The sequence below is a fragment of the Micromonospora sp. NPDC048843 genome (assembly GCF_040649965.1).
Classification (GTDB): domain Bacteria; phylum Actinomycetota; class Actinomycetes; order Mycobacteriales; family Micromonosporaceae; genus Micromonospora; species Micromonospora hortensis.
In genome coordinates, this window is the sequence record NZ_JBEZGJ010000117.1 from 1 (window position 1) to 23,738 (window position 23,738).

The 23,738-nt window shown below is 70.4% G+C and carries 24 protein-coding genes and 1 pseudogene; 16 read left to right on the top strand and 9 right to left on the bottom strand.

All coding sequences use genetic code 11. The features are described 5' to 3' along the window. From AB0C20_RS24320 to AB0C20_RS24330, 3 genes and pseudogenes are all read left to right on the top strand, one after another. A pseudogene (locus tag AB0C20_RS24320) lies at positions 1 to 94 on the top strand (hypothetical protein); the annotation flags it as partial. Between the two features lie 2 nt (positions 95 to 96). Beyond that, the gene (locus tag AB0C20_RS24325) at positions 97 to 687 is read left to right on the top strand and encodes a DinB family protein (protein ID WP_357568800.1); all 591 of its coding nucleotides are present in this window, start codon (positions 97 to 99) and stop codon (positions 685 to 687) included. Positions 688 to 704: 17 nt separating this feature from the next. Then, positions 705 to 1,559: a DUF4253 domain-containing protein gene (locus tag AB0C20_RS24330; protein ID WP_357181703.1), complete on the top strand. Its 855-nt coding sequence runs from the start codon at positions 705 to 707 to the stop codon at positions 1,557 to 1,559. Here AB0C20_RS24330 and AB0C20_RS24335 read toward each other — a convergent pair. Both AB0C20_RS24335 and AB0C20_RS24340 read right to left on the bottom strand, forming a co-directional pair. Beyond that, entirely contained in the window at positions 1,518 to 2,918 is a 1,401-nt protein-coding gene (locus tag AB0C20_RS24335; RefSeq protein WP_357181701.1) for a serine hydrolase domain-containing protein, read from the bottom strand. The genes AB0C20_RS24330 and AB0C20_RS24335 overlap by 42 nt on opposite strands. 42 nt (positions 2,919 to 2,960) lie before the next feature. Further along, on the bottom strand, positions 2,961 to 3,998 hold the full coding sequence (locus AB0C20_RS24340; protein WP_357181698.1) for a serine hydrolase: 1,038 nt from the start codon (positions 3,996 to 3,998) through the stop codon (positions 2,961 to 2,963). A 98-nt stretch (positions 3,999 to 4,096) separates the two neighbouring features. Here AB0C20_RS24340 and AB0C20_RS24345 point away from each other — a divergent pair, with 98 nt between their 5' ends. Next, complete coding sequence (locus tag AB0C20_RS24345; protein WP_357181695.1) at positions 4,097 to 4,966, top strand: fructosamine kinase family protein; 870 nt, start codon at positions 4,097 to 4,099, stop codon at positions 4,964 to 4,966. Positions 4,967 to 5,095: 129 nt separating this feature from the next. Next, a complete protein-coding gene (locus tag AB0C20_RS24350; RefSeq protein ID WP_357568801.1) occupies positions 5,096 to 6,322 on the top strand; it encodes an MFS transporter in 1,227 nt (408 codons plus the stop codon). Between the two features lie 61 nt (positions 6,323 to 6,383). On the opposite strand, the gene AB0C20_RS24355 is transcribed toward AB0C20_RS24350, so the two are convergent. Next, a complete protein-coding gene (locus tag AB0C20_RS24355; protein ID WP_357568802.1) occupies positions 6,384 to 7,592 on the bottom strand; it encodes an MFS transporter in 1,209 nt (402 codons plus the stop codon). 72 nt (positions 7,593 to 7,664) lie between these two features. Between AB0C20_RS24355 and AB0C20_RS24360 the strand changes: the two genes are divergently transcribed. Continuing rightward, the gene (locus AB0C20_RS24360) at positions 7,665 to 8,507 is read left to right on the top strand and encodes a LysR family transcriptional regulator (protein ID WP_357181689.1); all 843 of its coding nucleotides are present in this window, start codon (positions 7,665 to 7,667) and stop codon (positions 8,505 to 8,507) included. 58 nt (positions 8,508 to 8,565) lie between these two features. Here the strand turns inward: AB0C20_RS24360 and AB0C20_RS24365 are convergent, their stop codons facing one another. Continuing rightward, complete coding sequence (locus AB0C20_RS24365; protein ID WP_357181686.1) at positions 8,566 to 8,967, bottom strand: DUF6069 family protein; 402 nt, start codon at positions 8,965 to 8,967, stop codon at positions 8,566 to 8,568. Positions 8,968 to 9,098: 131 nt separating this feature from the next. Between AB0C20_RS24365 and AB0C20_RS24370 the strand changes: the two genes are divergently transcribed. Together AB0C20_RS24370 and AB0C20_RS24375 are read left to right on the top strand one after the other, a co-directional pair. Beyond that, entirely contained in the window at positions 9,099 to 10,259 is a 1,161-nt protein-coding gene (locus AB0C20_RS24370; protein ID WP_357181683.1) for a histidine kinase, read from the top strand. After that, positions 10,247 to 10,909 (top strand): response regulator transcription factor, encoded by a 663-nt coding sequence (locus tag AB0C20_RS24375; RefSeq protein WP_357568803.1) that lies wholly within the window; start codon positions 10,247 to 10,249, stop codon positions 10,907 to 10,909. The genes AB0C20_RS24370 and AB0C20_RS24375 overlap by 13 nt, the downstream gene beginning before the upstream one ends. A gap of 14 nt (positions 10,910 to 10,923) precedes the next feature. Here AB0C20_RS24375 and AB0C20_RS24380 read toward each other — a convergent pair whose 3' ends face one another. After that, positions 10,924 to 11,397 (bottom strand): VTT domain-containing protein, encoded by a 474-nt coding sequence (locus tag AB0C20_RS24380; RefSeq protein WP_357181677.1) that lies wholly within the window; start codon positions 11,395 to 11,397, stop codon positions 10,924 to 10,926. After that, on the bottom strand, positions 11,394 to 11,987 hold the full coding sequence (locus tag AB0C20_RS24385) for a CDP-alcohol phosphatidyltransferase family protein (protein ID WP_357568804.1): 594 nt from the start codon (positions 11,985 to 11,987) through the stop codon (positions 11,394 to 11,396). Before AB0C20_RS24385 ends, AB0C20_RS24380 begins: the two co-directional genes overlap by 4 nt. 138 nt (positions 11,988 to 12,125) lie before the next feature. Between AB0C20_RS24385 and AB0C20_RS24390 the strand changes: the two genes are divergently transcribed. Together AB0C20_RS24390 and AB0C20_RS24395 are read left to right on the top strand one after the other, a co-directional pair. Beyond that, positions 12,126 to 13,232, top strand: a complete 1,107-nt coding sequence (locus AB0C20_RS24390) for a sensor histidine kinase (RefSeq protein ID WP_357568805.1) — start codon at positions 12,126 to 12,128, stop codon at positions 13,230 to 13,232. Then, entirely contained in the window at positions 13,229 to 13,876 is a 648-nt protein-coding gene (locus AB0C20_RS24395; RefSeq protein WP_112585182.1) for a response regulator transcription factor, read from the top strand. Before AB0C20_RS24390 ends, AB0C20_RS24395 begins: the two co-directional genes overlap by 4 nt. A 1-nt stretch (position 13,877) precedes the next feature. On the opposite strand, the gene AB0C20_RS24400 is transcribed toward AB0C20_RS24395, so the two are convergent. Continuing rightward, the gene (locus tag AB0C20_RS24400) at positions 13,878 to 14,405 is read right to left on the bottom strand and encodes a hypothetical protein (protein ID WP_357181669.1); all 528 of its coding nucleotides are present in this window, start codon (positions 14,403 to 14,405) and stop codon (positions 13,878 to 13,880) included. Positions 14,406 to 14,557: 152 nt separating this feature from the next. On the opposite strand from AB0C20_RS24400, the gene AB0C20_RS24405 reads away from it, so the two are divergent. The 4 genes from AB0C20_RS24405 (at position 14,558) to AB0C20_RS24420 (ending at position 18,037) form a co-directional block, all read left to right on the top strand. Next, positions 14,558 to 15,421 (top strand): TIGR03620 family F420-dependent LLM class oxidoreductase, encoded by an 864-nt coding sequence (locus AB0C20_RS24405; protein ID WP_357181666.1) that lies wholly within the window; start codon positions 14,558 to 14,560, stop codon positions 15,419 to 15,421. Positions 15,422 to 15,447: 26 nt separating this feature from the next. Continuing rightward, positions 15,448 to 15,951, top strand: a complete 504-nt coding sequence (locus AB0C20_RS24410; RefSeq protein WP_357181663.1) for an O-acetyl-ADP-ribose deacetylase — start codon at positions 15,448 to 15,450, stop codon at positions 15,949 to 15,951. Between the two features lie 185 nt (positions 15,952 to 16,136). Further along, the gene (locus AB0C20_RS24415) at positions 16,137 to 17,432 is read left to right on the top strand and encodes a GAF domain-containing protein (RefSeq protein WP_357181660.1); all 1,296 of its coding nucleotides are present in this window, start codon (positions 16,137 to 16,139) and stop codon (positions 17,430 to 17,432) included. Beyond that, positions 17,432 to 18,037, top strand: a complete 606-nt coding sequence (locus AB0C20_RS24420) for a hypothetical protein (protein ID WP_357568806.1) — start codon at positions 17,432 to 17,434, stop codon at positions 18,035 to 18,037. Before AB0C20_RS24415 ends, AB0C20_RS24420 begins: the two co-directional genes overlap by 1 nt. Before the next feature lie 229 nt (positions 18,038 to 18,266). On the opposite strand, the gene AB0C20_RS24425 is transcribed toward AB0C20_RS24420, so the two are convergent. Continuing rightward, positions 18,267 to 19,409 carry a glycosyl hydrolase 53 family protein gene (locus AB0C20_RS24425; RefSeq protein WP_357181653.1) on the bottom strand — a complete coding sequence of 381 codons (1,143 nt, stop codon included), beginning with the start codon at positions 19,407 to 19,409 and terminating at the stop codon, positions 18,267 to 18,269. Between the two features lie 9 nt (positions 19,410 to 19,418). After that, positions 19,419 to 20,618, bottom strand: a complete 1,200-nt coding sequence (locus AB0C20_RS24430) for a cellulose binding domain-containing protein (protein ID WP_357181650.1) — start codon at positions 20,616 to 20,618, stop codon at positions 19,419 to 19,421. Between the two features lie 194 nt (positions 20,619 to 20,812). Here AB0C20_RS24430 and AB0C20_RS24435 point away from each other — a divergent pair, with 194 nt between their 5' ends. Next, a complete protein-coding gene (locus AB0C20_RS24435; protein WP_357181647.1) occupies positions 20,813 to 22,576 on the top strand; it encodes a DUF1996 domain-containing protein in 1,764 nt (587 codons plus the stop codon). 202 nt (positions 22,577 to 22,778) lie between these two features. After that, the gene (locus tag AB0C20_RS24440) at positions 22,779 to 23,606 is read left to right on the top strand and encodes an SAM-dependent methyltransferase (RefSeq protein WP_328650256.1); all 828 of its coding nucleotides are present in this window, start codon (positions 22,779 to 22,781) and stop codon (positions 23,604 to 23,606) included. Positions 23,607 to 23,738 lie beyond the last annotated feature (132 nt).

Consider the following 23,738-nt stretch of genomic DNA (forward strand, 5'->3'; position numbering starts at 1 on the left):
CCGGATCATCGACGGCATCGCCAAGCGGCTCAACATCCCCGACGCGATCATCGCGAAGGACATCGTCGAGTCCGGCAACACCTCCGCGGCGAGCGCATGGCTGATCTGAGCGATGCGAAGGCCGCGCTGCACAGCTACCTCCGGGAGAACCGCGAAGACCTCATCTGGAAGCTCGAAGGACTCAGCGAACGGGAGGCCAGGCTGCCCCGCACGGCAACCGGCAACAACCTGCTGGGTGCGCTCAAGCATTGCCTCAATGTCGAAGCCGGCTACTTCGGGCCCACGTTCGGTCGCGAATTCCCGACGCCCGACGAGCTGGTCCCCATGGCGGCGTTCGACGAGGACCCGCAGGCAGACTGGTATGCCCGTGAGGACGAGACGAAGGACGGGCTGATCGACCTGTACCGCCGGGTCGGCGCGTTCGCCGACCAGACGATCGACGAGCTACCACTCGACGCCCCGGGGCAGGTGCCGTGGTGGCGGCCAGGTCGGCAGGACGTGACGCTACAGCGGATCATCATCCACGTGACCTGCGATCTGGCCCGGCACGCCGGTCACGCCGACATCATGCGCGAGCAGCACGACACAGCGGTCGGCCTCCGGCGGACCAACAGCAACATCCCCGACGACTACGACTGGCCGGCGTATGTCAGCAAGCTGACGAAGCTGGCCGACCACTTCGAATGATCGGCAAAGCTGTCCGCGTGCGAGACGACCTCGAGCAGATCGAAGCGGCCTTCCTGGGCACGCCACTGGCTGGCCTGCCGATCGGGCACGGCCCGTCGGGCACCATCCTCGTCGCCGGCGTCGACCCCGACCGTCTGTACGAGTTCTGGCAGGCCGCCGAGGCGCTGGTGCCGGTCATCGGACGCCGGCCCGTCATGGTCACCGACGACTTCGACGACGCACTGACGATCCGGTCCGAGCCCGAGCAGGGTCCGTCGGAGACGGAGCTGCACGCGTTCGTCGAGGCGGCGGCGTCTTCCGAACCCTGGCTGACCTACCGCCACTACAGCGAGGACCAGCAGGTCGACGAGGACGAGATCGAGTTCTACACGCGTGGCACGACCGGCATCGACCTGACCGCCCTGGTGCCGGACATGGTGCTGCCGACACCACTCCCGGTGCTGGAGCGGGCGCTGTACGACAGGCTGCTCGCCGACGCCGACCTGCACGCCCAGGTACTCGGCAACGTGCGGCTCGTGACGCAGACCGACTACTGGTACACGCCGGACAGCGTCCTGCTCATGTTGCTTCCCACCAGCGATGTCCGCGCCTCGACGTACTGGGTGGACTTCTACGGTGCGCTCACCGAGGAAGAGCGCCAGCAGCTCGCCGAGGTGCTGGCGCAGTGGCGGCACCGGTGGGACGCCCGCCTGGTCGCATCGTGGGACACCATGCTCCAGTTCCAGGTGGGTCGTCGCCCGACGCCGGGTGACGAGGCGTGGGTTGCCGCCGGACAGCTCAAGGCGCTCGCCCCGGATCTCGAACTGAGTCAATGGGAGGTCGCCGTCGCCCTACCGGCCGGTGACGCGTGGTTCGTCCACAACCGGCCCTGACGGACGTGGCTCGGTTACTGGCCTCGCGGTCTGTGTGACCCCTTCCTGACGTAGTTCGAGGACAAAGGGCTGATCATCGCTCCGGACGAACCGGATCTCCAGATCGAGGTCCGGGTGTCGGTAGCTACCGTCCGGCTCCGCCAGCAGGACAACCGGTTGCTGGGTCGAGGCGGCGAAGGTCAGTTGGCCGTCGGTGAGGGCGATGTCGATCGGGTAGTCGTCGCGCAGGACGTAGCGGCCCGTCACGTCGGCAGGCGGCGCGGGGGTGATCCTCGTGGTGGCGTACCGACGGTCCACGGCGGCGCGGACGCTGACCAACAGCTCCCAGCCATCCTCGGAGTTGGTCATCGCCGCGACGGCCGCGCCGCTGTCGGGCCAGACGTAGGAGAAGCAGGTGTAGCCGACGTTCAACCCGGTGTGGCCGAAACGTCGACGCTCGGCGCTGTCGTCGAGTTCGGTACCGAGCCCGTAGCTGCCGCCCGGAATCTGCGGTGTGCACATCTGGGTGGCCAGATCGCTGTCGAGCAGCTTCGAACGTCCCGAGACGGCTCGGGCGATTTCGAGGTCGAGCCGGAGCAGATCGGTAGGGGTGCTCCACAGTCCTGCCGCGGCCAGCTCCGGTTGCGTTCGCCAGCCGCCAGAAATCCTGGTGCCCCCGCCGTGGTGGCCATGCGCCACCTGATCCGGTCGCTGGCGCGGAAACTGCTGGTCGAAGCTGCTGTCGGTCATGGCCAGCGGTTCCAGCACCAGATCTCGCAGGAGATCCTCGAACGGAGTTCCGGTCGTGTCCGCCATCAGCTGCTGGAGCACCGAGTAGTGGCTGCCCGAATACCGGAAGCGGCTACCCGGTAACACTGTCGGCCGAACCGGTGGAGTGGTCGTCGCGCCGCTGCCTCGCAGGACCTGCAACAGCGATGGGGCGCGATCCGTGGCGTAGCCGCGGTACCAGGTGTCGGACAGCCCGGCAGTGTGCGCCAGCAGCTGTCGTACCGTGACCTCCTGCTGGTCCTCACGGCCGGGCAGGTGCCACGAGGTGAGGTACTCGCCGATGTCGGCGTCGAGGTCCAGGACACCGGTCTGGACCAGTCGCAGCGCTCCGAACGCCGCGACGTGCTTACTGATCGAACAGGCCGCGAAGGCGGTGCTCGCGGTCACCGGAGTCGACCTCCCGACCGCCGTGACGCCAAACCCTGCCGCCCACACCTGCCCGCTCACGTGGCCGACGGCGATGCTGACCCCCGGCACGTCGTAGCTACTCATCAGCTCGGGCAACGCCGCCGTGTCCGGTGAAAGCCGCCCGGACGACACCTGCCGGTCGAGCTCGCCCAGCAGCGAGACCCAGTCCTGAGGCAAATCCACGACGTCGATTCTCGACCGCGGCTACCGGTGGATCAACTCTCGTCAACCGGTGGGGCTCGTGACGGTGCGGGAGACTTCGCGGATCAGATCGAGCGGTTCTTCGGTCCAGTGGGAGGCGAGGACGAGTTCCCGGGCCGGGTCGACCCACAGCAGGTGTCGTCCGCCGTTGCCCCGGGCGCTGCGGCCGGTCGTCGGGGCTCCGGGCCACGGCACCTGTTCATCGTTGAGCCACCACAGATAGCCGTACTCCCGTTTCACCTGGCACGGAGCCCAGGACTGGTCGACCCATTCGGCGCTGAGCAGCCGGGTCCCGGCATGGGTCCCCCGGTCCAGGAAGAGCTGCCCGATCAGGGCCAGGTCCCGGGCCGGGACGATCAGTCCCCCGCCCCAGTGCGCGCCGCCGGAGACCACCTCGACCCGGCGGCCGTCCAGGTCGACGACGCTCGTCCGGTACCCGTGCCACGACCACCGGTCGGAGGCACCCAGCGGGTCCATGACCCGCTCCCGCAGCACCTCCGGCAGCGACCGGCGCAACAGCAGCGTCAGCGCGTACGCGAGCAGGTTCATCCGTACGTCGTTGTACGCCCACCCCTGTCCCGGGGGTGTGCCGTGCACCTCGGTCCGCTCGCGGAAGCTCTGCGCGTCGACGGCCGTCGGCTTGCTCCACAGCTCGCCCTCCCACTGGCTCGACTGCTGCAGCAGATGACGCCAGGTGATCTGCTCGTTGTGCGGCCCCCGGAACTCGGGAACGTCGACGACCTGGTGCACCGGTTGGTCCGGCACCAACAGCCCGTCGTCGAAGGCGAGACCGGCCACCACCGACACGACCGACTTGGTGACGCTGAACGCCATCTCCGGGACGTCCGGGTCGCCCCAGGCCGCGACCTCCCGATCGCCGACTCGGACGACACCACTGGCTCCACTGGCGGCACGTAGCGGGCCGACGACCTCACGGTGGCTGGCGTCGGAGACCTGTGCGGCGAGGTAGGTCTCGATGTCGGCGGCGTCTCTGGTCCACCGGGCACCGAACTCCTGGACGGTCCGCTCCAGCCGCTGCTGATCCACCGACATGTCACCCATGCCGAGCAGTGTCCATCACCCCAGCCGTCGGCAGGGCGAGCCGTAACCGACCACATAGGATCGGGCGACCCTCGTACGCCGGCCCTGAGGAGCGTCAGGTGACCCTGCTGGAGCGTCTGCGCCTGGCCGGTATGCGCGAGGTCGTCTCGGTGCAGCCGGTGTCCGGCGGGCTCGCGGCGCTCGCGGGCATCGCCACCCGCCGGGACGCCCCGCCGGTGTTCGTCAAGGCGTTCGACAACCCGCCGGCCGACGACGTCTTCGTCGCCGAGGCCGAAGGGCTGGCCGCCCTGCGCGAGTTGGGCGGTGTGGCGACACCCGAGGTCATCCTGGCGGATCGGGACGTCCTGGTGTTGTCGGTGTTGAGTGAGAGGCCGCGCAGCGAGGCATTCTGGGAGCAGTTCGCACACCTGCTCGCCCGCCTGCACCTGAGTACTACCCATCTCCGTTTCGGCTGGCACCACGACAACTGGTTGGGCCGTCGCCGCCAGGTCAACACGTGGAACGACGACGGCTTCGCCTTCTTCGCAGAGCACCGGCTGCTGCGTTGGCTCGACGAGCCGCGCGTCGAGGCGGCGCTCGACGCGGAGGACCGGTCGGCGTTGGAGCGGCTCTGCGACCGCCTGCCCGACCTGTTGCCGGAGCGTCCCGCCTGTCTAACGCACGGCGACCTGTGGGCACAGAACGTCCTGGCCACCGCGGAAGGAGAGCCGGCGCTGATCGACCCGGCCGTGTCGTACATGTGGGCCGAGGTCGACCTCGCGCACGTGTGGTCCACCTCGCCCCCGCCCGAGGCACGACGGATGTTCGAGGTCTACGCCGAACTGACCTCGCTCGACGCCGACTGGGAGGCCCGGATGCCGGTCATCCAGCTGCGACAACACCTCGCCGTGCTGGCCCAGTTCGACGACGACTGGGGCGCGGCCGACCAGATCCGCGCCGTCCTTGCCGCGTTCCGGACGCGATCCTGACCACAGGGCCGGCCGTCGACCGCGGCGATCGGCCCGGCCAGCCGATCCGGTCGACGGCAGCCGAGGCCCGCGCGCGGAGCGGGGGTAGGGCCCTCCATTACGGTGACCCCCTGGAATGGGGGGTGGGCCATGGCACCGGAGGTGTCGCCGCGAAGGGCCAGGGCCGTGCTCGTCACGCTCTCCCTCGCCGCGTTCGCGTTCATCACGACCGAGCTGCTGCCCGTCGGTCTGCTGACCCGCATCGCACCCGATCTGGACCGGTCCCGCTCACAGGTGGGCCTGCTGGTCAGTGGGTACGCAGTCGTGGTGGTGCTGGCATCCGTGCCGCTGACCCGACTGACTCAGCGGGTCCCCCGGCGGCACCTGCTCGGCGTCACGATGCTCCTGTTCGCCGCCGCGAACGCCGCTGCCGCGCTCGCGCCGACGTACGCCGTGCTGGCCGGCACCCGCCTGGTGACCGCCCTCGCCCAGGCGCTGTTCTGGTCCGTCGCCACGGCGACGGTGATCGGGCCGTTCCCGGTCGCGGTGCGCGGTCGGGCGGTGGCGCTGTTCGCGACCGGGGCGACGCTCGCCCCGGTGCTCGGCGTACCCCTCGGCACCTGGCTCGGGCAGCAAGCCGGGTGGCGCGCGGCGTTCGCTGTGCTGGCCGGGATCGGTGTGGCGATCGCCGCCGCGGTGCTGCTCCTTCTCCCCTCCTATCCCCCGGCCGCCGGCGGCGCCGCCCGGGGCAGCGCACCGGACGGCCGGCGCTTCGCCGTCCTGCTGATCGCCACCGCCCTCGGCATCGGCGGCTTCATGACCCTGCAGACCTACGTGACACCGTTCCTGCTCGACGTCAGCGGCTTCGCCGACGCGGTGCTGGCGCCGCTGCTGTTCGTCTCCGGCGCGGCAGGCGTCGTCGGCACCCTGGTCGCGGCCCGGACTCTGGACACCCGACCCATCGCTTCGCTGCTGACGCCGCTGGCCATCGGCACGGCCTCGCTGCTCGGGCTCTACGCGCTCGGCGCGCTCAAGCCGGGCGTGGTCGCGCTTCTCGCCGGGATCGGCCTCGCGTACGCGGCGTTCGGCTCCGCGGTGCAGAACCGGATGCTGCAACTGGCCCCGGGCAGCACCGACATCGCGTCGGCCGGGGTCAGCACCGCCTTCAATGCCGGCATCGCCGGCGGATCACTGCTCGGCGGTGCTCTCCTGCCCACCTCGGGGGCGGGCCCGCTGGCGCTCGCCGGCGGGCTGCTGACGCTGGCCGCCCTCGCGCTGCTCGCCGTGGACGCGCATCGCGGCCGCGTCGTCGCGCCGGAGCCGACCGGCGCCCGTCCCCCGGCTTCGCGTGGGACCGGCGAACGGTCCACCGCGTGAGCGCGTTCCTGCTGTCGATCCACCGGGCTGGCTCGACCAGGACAGTTGGTCCAGCGCCCGCTCAGTGCCTCAGATCAACGGGGCCGGGGTGGTAGGACTGCACCGCCGTCCGTTCGGGTGAGCGGCGGGACAGCAGGTATCCGGTGCCCGCGGCGGCGAGGCCGGCAAGGCCAGCCGTCGCGAAACCGCCCGCCGGCACGGAGAGGTCGATCGCCACGCCGACGAGCGGGGCGCCGAGTGCGAACCCGGCGCTCTGCGCCGACGATTGCAGACCCGTCACCTCGCCGCGCACTCCGGGCGGCGCCAGGCGGCTCACCGTGTCGGCCACCGTGCCAAGGGTCGGCGCGGTGAGTAGTCCGCTGCCGACGACGGCCACGCACAACCACTGCCACTCGTGGGCCAGGCTGGCGGGGATCGTCACGAGCCCGAGCAGGGCGAGCAGCAGCCAGGTGGGCAGTGGTCGGGTCAACGCGCCGTAGATCAGCCCGCCGATGACCGACGAGACGCCGAACACCACGACGACCACGGCGGCCCAGGACACCTGACCTGCCTCCCGCAGGGTGGCGACGATGGCGAGATCGACGCCGCTGAGCAGCGTCGTCGTCCCGAACGCCATCGTCAGCGCGGCGATCATCCTGGCGTCCAGCCACTGCTGGCGTGGGGGTCGGTCCGCAGCGGCAGCGTCCGCCTCGTCCTTAGCGTGCATCGGTGGGTTGAGCGCGGCGATGCCGACACCGCCGGCCAGGATCGCGGCGCCGACCCCCCACGCCACCACGTCGGGGGACACCGTCGCCGCGCCCAGGATCACCACCGCGGGCCCCACGATGTACGACAGTTCGCCCTGCACCGATTCCAGCGCGAACGCGGCCCGGCGCTGCTGCGCCGTCGTCATCGCGGCGATCGCCTGTCTGCTCACCGCCTGGGCCGGCACCATCAACAGGCCCGCCGCGAAACTGGCGACCAGCAGGAACCCGTACGGCAGGACCGGCACGCCCAGCCAGAACACGACCTGCGCGGTGACGGTCACCAGCAGGACGAGGCGCAGGCCCCGTGAGTCGATCATGCGGCCGAGCAGCGGCCCGCCCAGCGCCACTCCAGCGGTCAGGGCCGCCGCGACCCCACCGGCTGCCGCGTAGCTCAGCTCCAGGCCGAGGACGACGACGAGGGTCAGCGCCATCACGTCGGCAGTTATCGCGGTGCGGGCGAGCAACGAGACACCCAGCAGCGGCGCCATCCCTGGCACGGCGAGCACCTGCCGGTAGCTGGTCACCCGATTGACGCTAGTTCCGCCCGCATGCCATAAGAAGACGCCATTTCGTTGAGGCTGGCATAATGATTGCTTATGGCAAGGGACTTGGAGACCGCCCTGCTGCGATCGTTCGTCGCCGCCGTGCGGGAGGGCAGCATCAGCCGTGCCGCTACCGCTCTCGGGCAGACCCAGCCCGGTCTCAGCCAGCAGCTACGCAAGCTCGAAAGCGTCGTCGGTCGTCCGCTGCTGCACCGGTCGTCGTCTGGTGTCTCGCCGACAGGGGCGGGCGAAGAACTTCTGCCGTACGCCGAACGCATCCTCTCGCTCTCCGCACAGGCACTCGCCGAAACCGGACGCGCGCTCACCGGCCACTGTGGCGTCGGGTTGCTCGAAGACCTCGCCGCGGCCCACCTTCCGCAGGCCCTCGCCGACCTCGCCCGGCTGCATCCCGGGGCGACGCTGGAGGTGCTCAGCTGCTCCAACGCCGCCATGCGGGAGGCCTACGACGCAGGCCGCGTGCAACTCGTGCTCGACGCGGTACCGGACATTCCCGGGCCGCCGCGCTGGACGGTGCGCGCCCCGCTGGTCTGGGCGACCGGGCAGGGCGTGGACGTGACCGCCGATCCGCTGCCGGTGGTCCTCTTCTCCAACCCGTGCTCCTGGCGTACGTCGGTGCTGGACGCGCTGGAGCGTGCCGATCGACGTTGGCGGGTGGCCTTCGAGAGCAACAGCCTGGTCGGAGTGCTCGCCGCGGTACGGGCCGGGCTCGGCGTGGCGGCGCTGATGCCCGCGAACCTCGAACCGGTCATGATCTGCCGTGACACGGCTGCCCTGCCCGTCCTGCCGGACGTCGAGTTCGGTCTCGCCCGGCACCCACGGACCGAGGGTGATCCGCTGATCGACGCTGTGGAGACGGTGCTCCGTCGCATCGTCTGAGCACCTGGCCCGGAGTCGAGGGCGAAGACACCGTCCTGTTTTCCAACGGTGGGCGTGGTCATCGGCTCGCCCGTCCCGGGCGCGACCGGGGCAGACCGATGATGAGGACGACGCCGACGCTCAGGTGCAGCAGCGCGAGGGTAGCCTTCGCTCCCCCGCCGACGCCACTCGGCGGCCCAGTCACGAGTGACAGCAGCAGGACGACGACAGCGATCGAGGTCCACCAGACGCGGGAGCGGTTGGTACGGCGTTCCAGCACCGCGAGCAGTGCCCAGCCGGCCAGTGCCGCGACAGCGGTGGCCACGATGACAGCGGCCACAGTGACCTGCCGGGTCGAGTCTGCGGACCTGACCGCCAGGTCGACGCCGGCCGCCGAGTGCAGGAGCGCGAACTCGACCACCGCCACCACAATCGCGCCGGCCGCCACAGCGGCCCGTCCCAGGAGAAGGTTGTTCGTCATGGTCTGAGTCTGTGGACCGGGCCGGGCCGGACGCGTCGGTCCAGACGCCGCGGCGGGTACGTCCGCTGGCGGCTCGGCGTACTACCAAAGGAGGTGGTCCGGGCGGCCGTGAGCCCAGTAGCGTGCGCCGTGTGGATGCGGCGACGTGCGAGGTCAAGCCGCCGCGGACGTGGCGTTCCGTCCCGGTGGTAGTGACGACAGTGGCGATCGGCGCCCTCGTCGCGACCATGTTGTGGTCCGCCACCCGGTCCAGCTCCGCCGGCCTGGTCGGCGTCGACGTCGCGCTGGCGGTGGCCGCCCTGGCCCTCGTCCCGGTGGTCGTCCGCAGCCCGCAGATCGGTGGCGTGCTGGCCGGCCTGCTCGTCGCGCTGTCTCCGGTGGCCACGCCGGTGGCCAGCTTCGCGGTGCTGTTCATCGCCCGCAACCGCCCGTTTCGGCAGGCGGCGGCGGTGGCGGCGGTCGGCGTGGCGGGCGAGGCGGTGCAGGCGCTCTGGCGGCCGGTGTCCAGCCTGCCGTACGGGTGGCGGCTGGTGCTGATGACCATCGCCTACGCGGCCCTGCTCGGCTGGGGCACCTGGGCGCAGGCCCGCAACGCCCTGCTGGCGGCGCTGCGGGACCGGGCCCGGCGGGCCGAGCAGGAGCAGGAACGACGGGTCGACGAGGCGCGGGCGGCGGAACGCAACCGGATCGCGCGGGAGATGCACGACGTGCTTGCCCACCGGCTGTCCCTGCTGGCGGCTGCCGCTGGCGCGATGGAGTACCGGCCGGACGCGCCGCCCGAGCGGCTCAGCGCCGCCGCCGGGGTGATCCGGGCCAGCGCACACCATGCCCTCGACGAGCTGCGCGAGGTCATCACCCTGCTGCGCAGCGACGACACCGAGTCGCCGACCGACGCGCCACCCGGGCAGACCCTCGACGACCTGCCGCGCCTGGTCGACGAGGCGCGGGCTGCCGGGCAACAGATCGAGGTCGACGACCCGCTCGGCCCGCCGGTCGAGATCCCCCCGACGGTTGGACGCACCGCGTACCGGATCGCGCAGGAGGCACTGACCAACGCCCGCAAGCACGCCGCCGGTCAGCCGGTCCGGCTGGTGCTCGGCGGCGCGCCCGGCTCCGGCCTGAGCATCGCTGTGAGCAACCCGACCACGCCCGACTGCGGCGCTACCGGTAGCGCCGGTACCGGCCTGATCGGCCTCGCCGAACGGGCTGCGCTCACCGGTGGCCGGGTCACCCACCACGTCGACGCCGCGGGCCGGTTCCACCTCACCGCGTGGCTGCCGTGGCCGACGTGACGGGTTCGATCCGGGTCGTCATCGTCGACGACGATCCCCTCGTACGGGGGATGCTCACGCTGATGCTCGACGGCGCCGACGGGATCGTCGTGGTGGGCGAGGCCGCCGACGGTGCCACGGCGATCAGGGCGGTGGACCGGCACCTGCCGGACGTGGTGCTGATGGACATCAGGATGCCCGGCGTCAACGGCATCACCGCCACCGAGCGCCTGCGCCGCCGCCACCGGCCACCCGAGATCATCGTGCTCACCACGTTCGACACCGACGAGCACGTGGTGCGAGCCCTCCGGGCAGGCGCGAGCGGCTTCCTGCTCAAGGACACCCCGCCCGAGCAGATCAGTCAGGCGGTCCGTGCGGTGGCGGCCGGCAACCCGATGCTGTCTCCGGGCGTGACGCGCCGCCTGATGCAGCGGGTCGCGTCGGGGGCCGAGTCCTACGAGCAGGCGCACGAACGGTTGGCAGTGCTCACGCCCCGGGAACGCGACGTCGTGCTGGCCATCGCGCAGGGGCGCTCCAACGCCGAGATCGCCAGCGAGCTGCTGATGAGCGTGACGACTGTGAAGGCCCACGTCTCGCACATCCTGACCAAGCTGGATTTCGACAACCGCACCCAGATAGCCCTGCTCGCCCACGACGGTCGGCTCCTCTGACCGGGGAGCCGCGGTCAGGCCAGCACCGCTGGCAGGACGAGCACTGCGAAACGGATCACCCGCCCGGAAAGGCAGGCGACGGCGAACTCCCAGCGTCGAAGGCCTGCGGTGCCGGCGGCGAGGCTGACGACGGCCAACGGTGGAACCCCGACCGCGGCGGAGGCCAGCACTGTCGGTAGGGCGGTGCGGCGGCGGGAGAGCCAGCGTCGGATCGGCTCGGTCCACCGCGCGGCCCGAGTCGCCGCGCGACCTTTCTTGCCCCGTTTCGCGACCTTCCGGGCCAGTCGCCCCGATCCGCGACGCGCCGACTCGAACAGCAGCAGCTTGCCGGCGGTCTGCCCGAGCGCCAGGGCGACCACCACGGCGACGAGAGCGTGGCCGCCGCGTTGCCCGGCGACCACGGCGAAGGCCTCGGCGTTGACGATCGGGACGAGCGCCGAAGCGACACCGTAGCCGAGCGCCACCACGGCCTCGACGAGGCTGCTCATGCCCGGCCGTCCCGTTCGAGCAGCCGGACCACCGCTGCGACCGACCACAGCTTGACCACGACGACGGCGACGGCGACGCCCAGCGCGAGCAGGTACTGCCCGAACGCGATGGCGCTGATGACGCCGGCGGTGTTGGCGACCTTGGCCACTGGTGACCAGTTCAACGCCCACACCCGCCGGTCGACGAGGTGGAAGTAGTTGGGGCTGAGCACCGGCCAGCACAGGAACGCCAGCGACAGCATGGTGTCCAGCACCAGGAACGAGAGCAGGAAGACAACTGCCACGACAGCGACGTCCGGCACGAGGGAGACCAGGCCCACGCAGAGTACGGCGGTGCACGCGCGGTCACTCACGATGTCGAAGACGGCCCCTGCGCGGGTCTCCTGTCCGAGCCGGCGGGCGGCCCAGCCGTCGAGCACGTCACCGAGCCAGTAGATACCGTACGATATCGCCATCAATGCCACCGAACCGGAAACGAGGGCCACGATACCGACGGTGACAGCGGCGACCGTGCGAACGGCGGTGATGTAGTTGGGAACCGTACGAAGCGGGCCGACGGTGATGGCGGCGCGGGAGTCGACGAGAGTCACCTCTGAAGAGTCGTCCGGCAGGCGTTTTCGCGGAACATGCCGCGGTGCCGATCTGGTTCCGAGGGCGGTACCGGGGTGCCGGCCGATTCGGTACCTGGGTACTGGCCGGCCCTCCGGCTGGTCACGGAGACTGTGCGGATGACGACTGGAATCCGCGAACGGTTGCGCGACCCCGAGCGGGTGCGCCGGCTCGCGTACGGTGCGGTTGGTCTGATCATCGCCGCCGTGGTCACCACAGTCGAGGACGGCGTCTCCGTGCCGGCGGGCTGGGCCTGGCTGGTGCTGCCTGTCGGCCTCGGGGCCACGGCGCTGCGCCCCCACTACCGAACCCTGGTCTTCGCGGTCTGCGCGGGGTTCGTGGCGATCGTGAGCACCGGCGAGTCGGTGCAGTTGGGCCTCGCGGCCGCCGGCCTGGTGTTCGTCTCGGTCTGCGAGGACCCGGCCCGACACCCGTGGCTGGGGTGGGTGGGTGGCTTGATCGGCGCGGCGGGCGCCCTCACCACCGCACTGTTCAACGAGCGCGGGGTGTACGAGCAGCCCTTCTTCTTCGTGACGGCCGGCTACCTCCTGGCGATCCTGTTGCGATCGTGGTCACGCGGCCGCGCCCTGACCCGGGAAACGGACGACCTGCGCGGCCAGGCCGCCTGGCTCGAACAGCGCACCAACCTGGCCCGCGAGCTGCATGACGTGGTCGGCCACCACGTCACCGCGATGGTGGTGCAGGCCGAGGCGGGGCAGCTCAGTGACGACCCGGGGGCGGCGCTGCGGGCGATCGCGGGCAGTGGCCGCACCGCACTGAGCGAGCTGGACACGCTGGTCGTGCACCTGCGCGATCCGGACGCGTCGATAGCGGTGAGCGCACCGCCGCGCCTGTCCGACATCGACGAGTTGCTCGCCCAGCCACTGCGCCAGCAGGGCGTGACGGTGCGGGTCCAGTTGGACCCGGAGCCGGGCCTGGACGAGATCGGCGTCTTGACCGCCTACCGCATCGCCCAGGAGGCCCTCACCAACATCGCCCGCCACGCGAAAGCCCGAGAGGCGTGGGTCGAACTGGCCCGCGTCGGCGACCACGCCCGCCTGCGGATCAGCGACGACGGCGTCGGGCCGCCCCGCGCACCCACGAGCGGCTCGGGTCTGCTCGGCATCGGGGAGCGCGTTGCCGCGCGCGGCGGGAGCTGGGAGCTGAGCCAGCGCCCCGGCGGCGGCACCGTGGTGCAGGCCAACCTGCCGTTGACGACCAAATGATCCGCGTCGCGATCGCCGACGACCAGGAGTTGGTCCGGGACGGCTTCAGCCTGATCCTGCGGTCCCAACCCGACATCCAGGTCGCGGCCGAGGCGGCCGACGGCCGGCAGTTCCTCGACGCCGTACGTCGAGACTCCCGCATCGACGTCGCTCTCGTCGACATCCGCATGCCGGTGCTCGACGGCCTGCAAGCCACCCGCGAGCTGGCCACGATCCCGCACGCCCCGGCCGTCATCGTCGTCACCACCTTCGACGACGACGCCTACGTCCTGGACGCCATCGCCGCCGGAGCACGAGGGTTCCTGCTCAAACGGTCCAGCGCCCGCGACCTGATCGCCGCTGTGCGCACCGTCGCTGCCGGCGAGGCGGTCCTCTCCGCCGAGGTCACCGGTGCCGTGCTCGACCGGGTCCGCGCCACCGGGCCGGCCACCCGCGTGGAGTTGGCGGCCTACCAGCTGACCGCTCGGGAGACCGACGTGCTCGCCCTGATCGGCGCGGGGCTCAACAACAACGAGATCGCCGAACGCCTCTACCTGTCCATGAGCACCGTCAAGACCCACGTGACAAACGTGCTGGCCAAGACCGGCAGCCGCGATCGCGTACGAGCCGCCATCCTGGCGATCCAGGCCGGCCTGACGCCGTGAGTCAGGGATCGGTGCGCACCAGCCGACGCTGCGGGCTGGCCTGCCAACCCCCGAACAGCCCCTTCGCCACGAAGGCGATGAAGAGGGCCGACGCGATGGTCAGCACCACTGCCACAGGAGCGACGTGCTCGGCCTGCCACTCGAGATCGCCCGCCGTGATGGCCGTCTGGTCGATGCCGAAGACATCGAACCACGGCAGCAGCGAGGCCGGATACCACAACGGCGCGTATGAGTACGGCAGGCCGACACCACCGTTGAGCGTCCAATAACCGGCCCCGTCGTAGATCAACGCACTGTCGACGACGACCGCCACATCGCAGGCAACCAGGGCCGCAACGCACAGCAGCACAGTGGCACTCTTGCCGTGCCCCCACCTGGCCAACCTGCTCGACAGGATTGCGCCCGTGCCGAGGAGTGCGGCCCAGACGCTGCCGGTTAGCGCCTCGATCGGCAGGTACTCGACACGCAGTCCGTGCGCGAACAACACAAGCAGGAGCACCGTCGATATCCACATCAGGCTGAGCCGCATGGTCGTCGACGAGGTTGAACCCATGCCGCGAGGCTACCGTGGATCGCCTCGGGTTAGGGGCCACGGACTCTGCCGACGGCCCGGTCAGATCAGATCGGGCTCGGGAGCGCTAGCTGACGCGGTCAGCGGCCGATCGGTCGTAGGGTTGCGGTATGGCACAACGACTCGTCAGCGTGTGGCAACCGTTCTTCCTGGCCAGCGAGAGTCGGGGCGCGGCCATCGACGCCGCGACCGAGTTGGAGGATCTCGGCTACTCACGTATCTGGTTCTCCGGTGGTTTCGGTGAGAACGTCGCCCCCCGCTTCCGGGAACTCCTGGACGGGACCACGCGCATCGGGGTCGCAACCGGGATCGTGAGCATCTGGCATTCATCGCCACCCGAGGCGGCGGCGTTCGCGCAGGACGCGGAGCAGGCGCATCCCGGCCGGTTCCTGCTCGGTCTCGGCGCCAGCCACGCGGTGGTGGTGGAAAGTGGCGGCACCGACTATCGCAAGCCGTACTCGCGGATGGTGCAGTACCTCGACGGCCTCGACGCGGCCGGGCTTTCGCCCGAGCGACGCATCCTGGCGGCACTGGGCCCGCGAATGCTCGAACTCTCCCGCGACCGCTCCGCCGGGGCGCACCCGTACTTCGTCCCTGCCGAGCACACCGCGGAAGCCCGAGCGGCGATCGGGCCCGACCGGCTGCTCGCCCCCGAGGTCGCTGTGGTCCTCGACGCGGACGCCACCACCGCGCGCGCCACCGCCCGCCAGTACACGAGCGGGTACCTCGCACTGCCGAACTACACAAACAACCTGCGGCGATTCGGCTGGACCGACGAGGACTTCGCCGACGGCGGCAGTGACCGCCTCGTCGACGCCCTGATCCCGTGGGGCAGCGTCGAGAAGGTGGTGGCGGGGTTGGAGAAGCACTACCAGGCCGGCGCGGACGAGGTGGCGATCCAGGTGCTCAACGGCGGCGACGACAAGACGTTCCCCGCCGACGCGTTCCGCGCCCTCGCCGCAGCCCTGATCTGACCTCCGACTGGTGGCATCATCGAGCCATGCCTGTGGTCGAAGTTGTTCGTGGCGACATCACCAGCGAGGACGTCGACGCCGTCGTGACCGCAGCGAACGAGTCGCTGTTGGGTGGCGGCGGTGTCGACGGGGCGATTCACCGTGCGGCGGGGCCGCGTCTGGCCCAGGCGGGGGCAGCACTGGCTCCGTGTGATCCCGGCGATGCGGTTGCCACGCCAGCCTTTGACCTGGATCCACCAATACGTCATGTCATTCACACCGTTGGCCCGGTCTGGGAAGGCGGCGGCTACGGCGAGGCTGACGTCCTGGCGTCGTGCTATCGGCGCAGCCTTGAGGTTGCCGATGAGATTGGCGCTCGCAGCGTCGCCTTCCCCGCCATCGCCACCGGCGTGTACGGATTCCCGGCCGACCAGGCAGCGAAGATCGCAGTCTCGACCATCAGAGCAACGCCGACGAAGGTTGAGCGTGTTCGCCTTGTCGCCTTCGACGACGCCACGAGCGATCTGCTGACTGCGGCGCTTCAGGGTTGAGGTTGGTGGCTGTTCGGGCGACGGGTTGCGGTGCCTGGTTGGTGGGTAGGACCTGAAGGTCGGGCAGGTGGGTACGCTGCACCGGCGGTGGCCTCAGCCAACTCCCGCCGCACCGAGGCCCCCATCACCGACGGGTGACACCACCGGCGATCCCGTATGCGCAGACGAGAGGCGAGACCCACACCATGACCGCCGTACCAGGCCAACGGTCTACTGCTGCTGCGGGTTCGGCGGCTGCCGAGCAACCAGCGGAGGAGGACCTGCGGGCGTTGTTCGGGCAGTCCATCGCCGTCTTCGCGTCTCTGGCGGGGCCGTCGCACCTGGTGGAGACGGCGAACCCGGCGTTCTTCGCCAGCATCGGCGAAGAGCGGGCACGGGTCGGGGTGGCGATCGCCGAGCTGATGCCCGAACTGGCCGGTCAGGGATTCATCGCGCTCCTGGACCAGGTCTTTCAAACTGGTGAGCCGTACACCGGCCGTGACGTCCGGGTCGTGCTGGGCAGCGGCCCGCAGGCGCGGGAGGCGTTCTTCGACTTCACCTACGAGCCGCGGCGGGACGCCGACGGCAACGTGACCGGGATCCGTGTGCTCGGCGTGGAGACCACACAGGTCAAGCATGCCCAACGGCTGATGGCCGAACACCGTGCCCTGCTGGAGCAGATCGCCCGTCAGGCACCCCTGACCGAGGTGCTCGACGGGATGGCCCGCTGTATCGAGAACCTCGCACCGCAGGAGGTGCTGGTTTCCGTCCTGCTCGCCGATCCCGACGCCCGGCACCTGCGCCACGGCGCCGCACCGAGCCTGCCCGACTTCTACAACCAGGCCATCGACGGCATCGCGACCGGCGAAGGTGTCGGTTCGTGCGGCACCGCCGCCCACCGGCGCGAACCCGTCATCGTCACCGACATCGCCACCGATCCGTTCTGGGACGACTTCCGGGACCTGGCCGACCAGGCCGGACTGGCCGCCTGCTGGTCCACGCCGATCCTGGCCCGCGACGGCGGCCTGTTGGGCACCTTCGCGATGTATCACCGCACCCCGCGCGTCCCGCAGGACACCGACCTCGCCCTGACCCGGCTCTTCGCCGGCACCGCAGCCCTGGCCATCGAGCGCCACCACATCGAGCAGGCGAAGCTCGCCGCCGAGGCACGCGCCAAGTCGGCCAATGACGAACTGGCCAAGGTGCTGCGCGTGGAGCGGGAACTGCGCGCCGAGGCCGAGCAGCGCGCCGCTGCCGCCGCGGAACTCGCCACCCAGATGCGTGCCGCCGCGGTCGCGCAGGCCGCCGCGCCGCACCCCGAGCACTGCCAGCTCGGCGGCGCCGCCGGGTGCACCGCGCCGGCCGAGGTCAAGATCGCCGATTCGTGGGGCGACGCGGCGTGGGGCTGCCCCGCCCACGTCGAAGAGGCCATCCTCAACGTGCGGTCGGTGTTCATCGCCAGCGAGGAACTCGGTGGCCTGACCGCCTACCTCAACCGCTGATGGCACCCGACGCAGCGCTCGGCTTCGGCTACAAGATTGATTGGCTCGCCATACGTGACCGCGACGCCGATGCCGTCGCGGCCGCGCTGAACCTCAGCCGTCCCACTCCCGCCACCTGGCGTGATGCGGTCACCGCTGCGTATGACGACCAAGGCCAGTGGCTGCTCACGCCGCCGCTTGACCGGTGGACGCTCGCCGCTTCGAGGGACGTTCCCGTACCCGAAGACGACCGATTCACCCCTTGGCTGGCGGCGCTCAGCCAGTTGCTCGGTGAGGTGCAGTACTTCGGCACTCATCGCGTCGTCGAATATCACGGGTGGGGGCGCGCCAGGGGCGGCGTGGTGGAGCGAGCATTCGCCTACCTCGGCGAACGCGGCGAGGTGCTGTTCGACGTCGGCGAACGCACGCTGGAGGAGCAGGCGCTCGGAGTCGTGACTGTCTCCGACGACGAGGACGAACCGTGGGGCGACGATGACGAGACGTCGCCGTGGCCGGATGAGGAAACCGTGCTCACGCTCGCCGGTCAGTGGAGTATCGACCCACGGACGCTGGAGAGCGCCGTTGTCCCCGGGCATCCGTGGATCGCGTCAGCTCGATCGGGATAGCCCGAGAGCGAGCGCGTACCCCCCCTTGTCACCCAGCAGGAGACGCACCTCGCGCGTCTCGATCCGCCTCACCGGTGACGACCTCTGCGCAACTAGGGACGCCACTCCTTGCGGTAGTCACCTGCTGATTCGCGCCCGCCGCCCGATAGGTGCTCGGCGACGGATCGTGGCCGCTGCCCGAGCGGTCTTGGCAGAGGCCAGGAACCGTCGCCGCGCGCCCGGCGCAGGGTCAGGGCGTCCACCGTACGCCCGGGTTCACCCGCCCGGACCAGTCGAAGACGGCCATGTTGTCCCACTGGTTTCCGGTGCCGTTGATGTTGGCCGGGTCCCAGCCGTTGCCGCGGACGGCGTACCAGGTGGGTTCCCAGTAGAAGACGCCGATGGCACCCGCGTTGCGGGCGGTGTTCTGCACCCAGTCGAACTCCTGGGCCTGCCCGGACCAGGTCGCGCTGATGCCGTCACAGGTCGCGTCGCCGATGGCGTTCGGCTCGCTGTCCGCGTTGTTCCGGGTGAAGGGGTACGCGGTCTCCACGATCACCACCGGCTTGCCGTAGCGAGTGCGCAGGTCGACGATGTTGTTGTAGAGGTTCGCCAGGCTGCCGTGCCACATGCAGTAGTACGACTGGGCGGTGATGTCCCACTGCACACCCTGGGCGCGGATGCCGTCGTAGAACCATCGGGCGTTGGCGTTGCTGTCGGCGTTTGCGGTATGGATCATCACCGGGATGCCGCTGCCGCACGCCTTGGTGGCGTTGTAGCCCTGCTTCAGCAGCCCGGCCAGCGGGGCGAAGTCGTTGTTGACGACCCTGCCCTCGTTCCACAGCATCCCGACGTTGATCTCGTTGCCGATCTGCACACTGTCCGGTGGGGTGCCCTGCCCCCGCAGGCTTGAGCAGACGTCGTAGGTGAAGGTGTAGACGTCGGTACGCAGTTGGCTCAGGCTGTGGCCGGCCCAGGCGGCTGGCTTGTACTGCTTGCCAGGGTCCGCCCAGGTGTCGGAGTAGTGGAAGTCGATGAGCACCTTGAGGCCCTTCGCCCTGGCCGCCCTCGCCTGACCCAACACCGCGCTCTTGTTGTTGTATCCGCTGATCGGGTTGTTCCAGACGCGCAGCCGGACGTAGTTGACGCCGACGGACTTCAGGATGTCCAGCGGGTCCCGAGCGACGCCGCCGGCGTCGTAGTACTTGGCGCCGAGATCCAGGCTGCGCTGCAACGAGGAGACGTCGGCACCCCGCATGGTGAGCGTGTTCGCTGCGGAGACGGGCGCGGGCCCAGCGGCGAGCGTGGTGGCGACGACGAGGAGGCCGGTCGCAATGGCCCCGAGCAGGGCACGCGCGCGGCGATGGTGGGGTGTGGCCGGATGTGTGTTCACGAGGCCCCTTCAGCCCACTGTGCAGGAAGCGCCGTTCAGCGAGAAGCCGGTCGGCGGCGCGTCGCTGACACTCCACCGTCCCTGGACGCCGAAGGTCGCGGAGCCGTTCGGCGCGAGGACGCGGTTCCAGTCGACGTTACGAGCGGTCACTGTGGTCCCGGTCTGGCCGATCGTGGCGTTCCACCCCGAGGTGACCTGCTGGTCTCCCGGGAAGCTGAAGGTGACGGCCCAGCCGTCGATCGGTGCCGCCCCGGCGTTGTGGACCGTCGCCGTGGCCACGAAACCGCCCTGCCACTCGGACTGGTTCCGGTAGGTCACCCGGCAGGTCGAGGGCGGCGGGGGCGTCGGAGTGGTCGTCGTCGTGGGCAGAGTGACAGTGTTCGACGCGATCGACACGTTGCCCACCGCGTCCCGCGCCCGCACGTAGTACAGGTTCCGCAGCGGCGTCGACGCGGGTAGCGGCGTCGTGTACGTCGTACCCGGCACTGTGGCGACCAGTTGCGAGGTGAACCAGCCGTCGAACCGGTAGACGTTGTACCCGAACACGCCGACGTCGTCCGTCGACGGCGACCAGGACAACGTGCCGGTCGAGGCGGTCACCTCGCCGACGGTCAGGTTCTGCGGCGCGGTCGGCGGGGTGGTGTCCGGGCCGGTGTCCGTCACCGGGGTGACCACTGTCAGCGCGTTCGACCAGTTCGAGCGTTGCCCGAGGCTGTCCCGGGCGATCAATCGGAACGTGTACTGCTGGCCCGCCCCGAGGGAGCGGGTGATCGTGGTGCTGGTGACGGCCCCGACGCTGGCGCTGAAGACGATGTCGCCGAACTCCTGGTAGTACGTGATGTCGTACCCGGCGATGGCGCAGCAGCCGGACGTGGCGGCCGTCCAGGTGAGGGTGACCGACGCGCTCCGGACCTCGCTGGCGGTCAGGTTCGTGGGCGCACTCGGCAGGACGGGCGAGGTGCTCGGCGTACTGGACGGCGTTGTCGGCGTCGGCGTTGGCGGTGCGGTTCCGGCCGGCGCTGCGACGGACACCGCGGCCCCTCCGGGCGCTGGGGCGACCCCCGGGTACGCGGCGGGCGTCATGGTGCCGGCGTCGGCCGCCGGTGCGCCGCTCAGAGCGGTGCCGAGCACCGCAGTCCACAGCCCGACGGCAGCCAGTAGGCCCGGCCGCAGACGGCGGAACAGCGAGGACGAGCGAACGCCTGTCATACGTCGACGATGCCGCAACAGATCGATGATCGCCAACGTGTCTCACGCCTCGGCCGGTGATCGGCGCGGCTCATGCCCGACTTCTTACCGAACCGTGACGTGCAGGGTGACCGCTGACCGTTGACCGCCCGTTGGCCCGTACCGAGGGGAGACAGCACAGCACCGGAGCCCTTTCCGGCTTTGAGGAGATTCCGATGAACCGCAGAAAGAACGGGACCGCACTGGTCCAGACCCGGCCGGCCCGAATCGCCATGGCCGCGCTCGTGCTGGCGGCCACCGGCGCGCTCACCGCCACCTTCGTCTCCAGTGGTGGCAAGGGCACCGCGGATGCCGCCACCAGCCTGGACCAGTTCGTGTCGATCGAGAACGTGCCGCCGAACGTGCAGAACCCGAGGCCGGCCGCCGGTGCGTCGACCGGCCGGTTCACCGTCGACTGCGGCACGAACGGCAACGGCAAGTTCAGCCCGGACAATCCGGTGGCGCAGCCCGGCATCCGCAACGGCGCCGAACACGTCCACGACTTCGTCGGCAACCTGGCCATCACCGCGAACTCCTCCGACGCCGATCTGGACGCCTCCGGCACCACCTGCCGCAACGGCGACAAGTCGTCCTACTTCTGGCCGGTGGTCCGTATCGACAAGACCGTCCGCGGCGGCAAGCAGGTCCAGCAGGCCCTCGCCCAGACCCAGCCGATGGTCGTCTGCCCCTCGGTCGGCAAACGGCTGCGGGCCATCCCCATCGGGGCCCGCGGCACCGTCGACCGTCTGCTGGCCGAGTTGGATCGCCAGCAGGCCGCCGCGAACCAGCGGATGACCGCCAGCCGGGGCCGCATCGACGCCGCATTCAACCGGGAGGTCATCGACTCTCTCCGGGCCCGCCGCGCCGCGATGATCAAGCAGATCAGCACCACGATCACCACCGCCGGCGGTAGCCAGCCTGGCCTGGTCTCGCTTGTCGACTGTGACGTCAGCTACGACGACATGCACGCCCGGATGCCCGGCAGCGCCCACCGGGAGAGCGTCGAGGCAGCCCAGGCCGCGAATCCGCGAATCCAGTGCCCGGCCGTGCGGGACAGGTTGCCCGGCGTACCCGATCGTGCGCTCGCCGAGGTGAACCGCAACCTCGACGACCTCGACCGGCAGATCTCCGAAGCCAACGAACGCCTCGTCACCAGTCGCGGCCAGGGCGGACCGGCGTTCGTCGACAACGCCATCCTCGGACCGCTACGCGCCAAGCGGGTCGCCGTGCTCAACCGGATCGCCACCGCGATCGGGCGGCAGGCCTCCCGCCCGCAGGGTCTCGAAGCGCTCGCCGGCTGCACGCTGGACCAGGCCCCCAGCACCCCGACGGCACCGAGTAGCGCGCCCACCACCGCCGCCGCTGCGCTCCCCGACCCGCAGGGACCCAACCTTGAGCTGCCCGGCAACACCGGCGGCATCGTCCGCCCGGCGCAGGTGCTGATCGAGTACCGCGGCAACCCCGTCAGCGCTGTGGTGCCGATGCCGAAGTTCCTCCGGGCCCTCACCGGCGACGCCAAGCCCACCAGCCGGGGCCCGGCCAACGCCCGTGCCACCTGGACCTGCTCGGGCTTCACCGACCGGCTCTCCGACAAGTACCCGATCTGCCCCGCCGGCAGTCAGGTGCAGCGCGTCCACGACTTCCCCGGCTGCTGGGACGGCCGGAACGTCGACAGCGACAACCACCGCAACCACGTCGCGTTCGCCGACAAGGCCACCGGCGCCTGCCCGCAGGGCTTCCGGGCGATCCCGCAACTGCGGATCACCGTGGCCTACGACATCGCCCGCGACGTGCAGGTCAAGGGCCAGTACGCCCTCGACTCCTTCCCCGAGGAGAACCACAACCCCTTCTCCGACCACAACGACTTCGTCAACGTCAACTCCGCCCAGACGATGCAGCGCATCGCCACCTGCATCAACAAGGGCAAGAACTGCTCCTGAGACCGGGGCCGCGTCGCTCGGGCGGGGCGGGTCGCGGTCGGCTGCCGGCCGCGACCCGGTGTGTCGCCAATACCGAGGGGACGATTCACTGGGAGCGATACCAGTGGGGCAAAATTCGATCCTCGCGATCGTTACACTCGCCGGAACGCCGGCACCGCCGCAGACCTCGACCTGCGCCAATCCCCATCGAACGGAGACGCCTGTGACCCGCGACAAGGCGGCACCCCCCGGTATCGACCCCAACATCCCCAGCGTGGCCCGGGTCTATGACTTCTTCCTAGGCGGCAAGGACAACTTCGAGGCCGACCGGAAGGTCGCCGAGCACGCTCTGCGGATCACACCGGACGGGCCGGCAGCCGGCCAGGCCAACCGGGCCTTTCTGCGTCGAGTGATTCGCTTCCTCGTCAGCGAGGCCGGCATCGACCAGTTCCTCGACATCGGTTCGGGGCTGCCCACCCAGGGCAACGTGCACGAGGTCGCCACCGAGCAGAACCCGAAGGCTCAGGTGGTCTATGTGGACAACGACCCGATAGTTCTGTCGCACGGACGGGCCCTGCTCGCAGCGGAGGGCACCGCGACGGTGATCCAGGCGGACATCCGTGAGCCGGAGGCGATCCTCAACCACCCGGACGTACGCCGGTTCCTCGACTTCGACAGGCCGATCGGGCTGCTGCTCTTCGCGATCCTGCACCACCTCGGCGACGACGAGGACCCGAAGGCGGTGGCGGCCGCGTTGATCGACGCGCTGCCCTCCGGCAGCTACGTGGCCATCTCGCACTTCCGCGACCCGGGCGAGCGAGACCCGGAAGGCTCCCGCAAGGCCCGCGAGGTCGAGCGGGTCTTCAACGAGTCGCTGGGCACCGGCCGCTGGCGTACCGACGAGGAGATCCTCTCGTTCGCCGACGGGCTGACGGTGCTGGAGCCGGGGCTGGTGCCGCTGGCCGAGTGGCGCCCAGAGCCAGATGCACCGGCAACGGTGCAGACCGACACCTACCACACCTTCGTCGGGCTCCTCGCCCGCAAACCGTAGGCTCCGTCTGCCAATGAGGTCCGTCGGCGGTCGCGCGCGCTCCCCCGGCACCGCCTGCCCCCGACTGTCCAGGAACTCCCACTCCACCGCCACCATCGTCAACAGCGCGGACACCTGCTGCACGTCCTCGAT

Coding starts and splice junctions, on each gene's coding strand:
- AB0C20_RS24360 (WP_357181689.1), top strand. CDS start 7,665: ATGGCAAGGGACTTGGAGACCGCCCTGCTGCGATCGTTCGTCGCCGCC.
- AB0C20_RS24340 (WP_357181698.1), bottom strand. CDS start 3,998: ATGGGTGACATGTCGGTGGATCAGCAGCGGCTGGAGCGGACCGTCCAG.
- AB0C20_RS24420 (WP_357568806.1), top strand. CDS start 17,432: ATGGCACCCGACGCAGCGCTCGGCTTCGGCTACAAGATTGATTGGCTC.
- AB0C20_RS24350 (WP_357568801.1), top strand. CDS start 5,096: ATGGCACCGGAGGTGTCGCCGCGAAGGGCCAGGGCCGTGCTCGTCACG.
- AB0C20_RS24400 (WP_357181669.1), bottom strand. CDS start 14,405: ATGCGGCTCAGCCTGATGTGGATATCGACGGTGCTCCTGCTTGTGTTG.
- AB0C20_RS24365 (WP_357181686.1), bottom strand. CDS start 8,967: ATGACGAACAACCTTCTCCTGGGACGGGCCGCTGTGGCGGCCGGCGCG.
- AB0C20_RS24390 (WP_357568805.1), top strand. CDS start 12,126: ATGACGACTGGAATCCGCGAACGGTTGCGCGACCCCGAGCGGGTGCGC.
- AB0C20_RS24435 (WP_357181647.1), top strand. CDS start 20,813: ATGAACCGCAGAAAGAACGGGACCGCACTGGTCCAGACCCGGCCGGCC.
- AB0C20_RS24395 (WP_112585182.1), top strand. CDS start 13,229: ATGATCCGCGTCGCGATCGCCGACGACCAGGAGTTGGTCCGGGACGGC.
- AB0C20_RS24380 (WP_357181677.1), bottom strand. CDS start 11,397: ATGAGCAGCCTCGTCGAGGCCGTGGTGGCGCTCGGCTACGGTGTCGCT.
- AB0C20_RS24325 (WP_357568800.1), top strand. CDS start 97: ATGGCTGATCTGAGCGATGCGAAGGCCGCGCTGCACAGCTACCTCCGG.
- AB0C20_RS24415 (WP_357181660.1), top strand. CDS start 16,137: ATGACCGCCGTACCAGGCCAACGGTCTACTGCTGCTGCGGGTTCGGCG.
- AB0C20_RS24405 (WP_357181666.1), top strand. CDS start 14,558: ATGGCACAACGACTCGTCAGCGTGTGGCAACCGTTCTTCCTGGCCAGC.
- AB0C20_RS24410 (WP_357181663.1), top strand. CDS start 15,448: ATGCCTGTGGTCGAAGTTGTTCGTGGCGACATCACCAGCGAGGACGTC.
- AB0C20_RS24430 (WP_357181650.1), bottom strand. CDS start 20,618: ATGACAGGCGTTCGCTCGTCCTCGCTGTTCCGCCGTCTGCGGCCGGGC.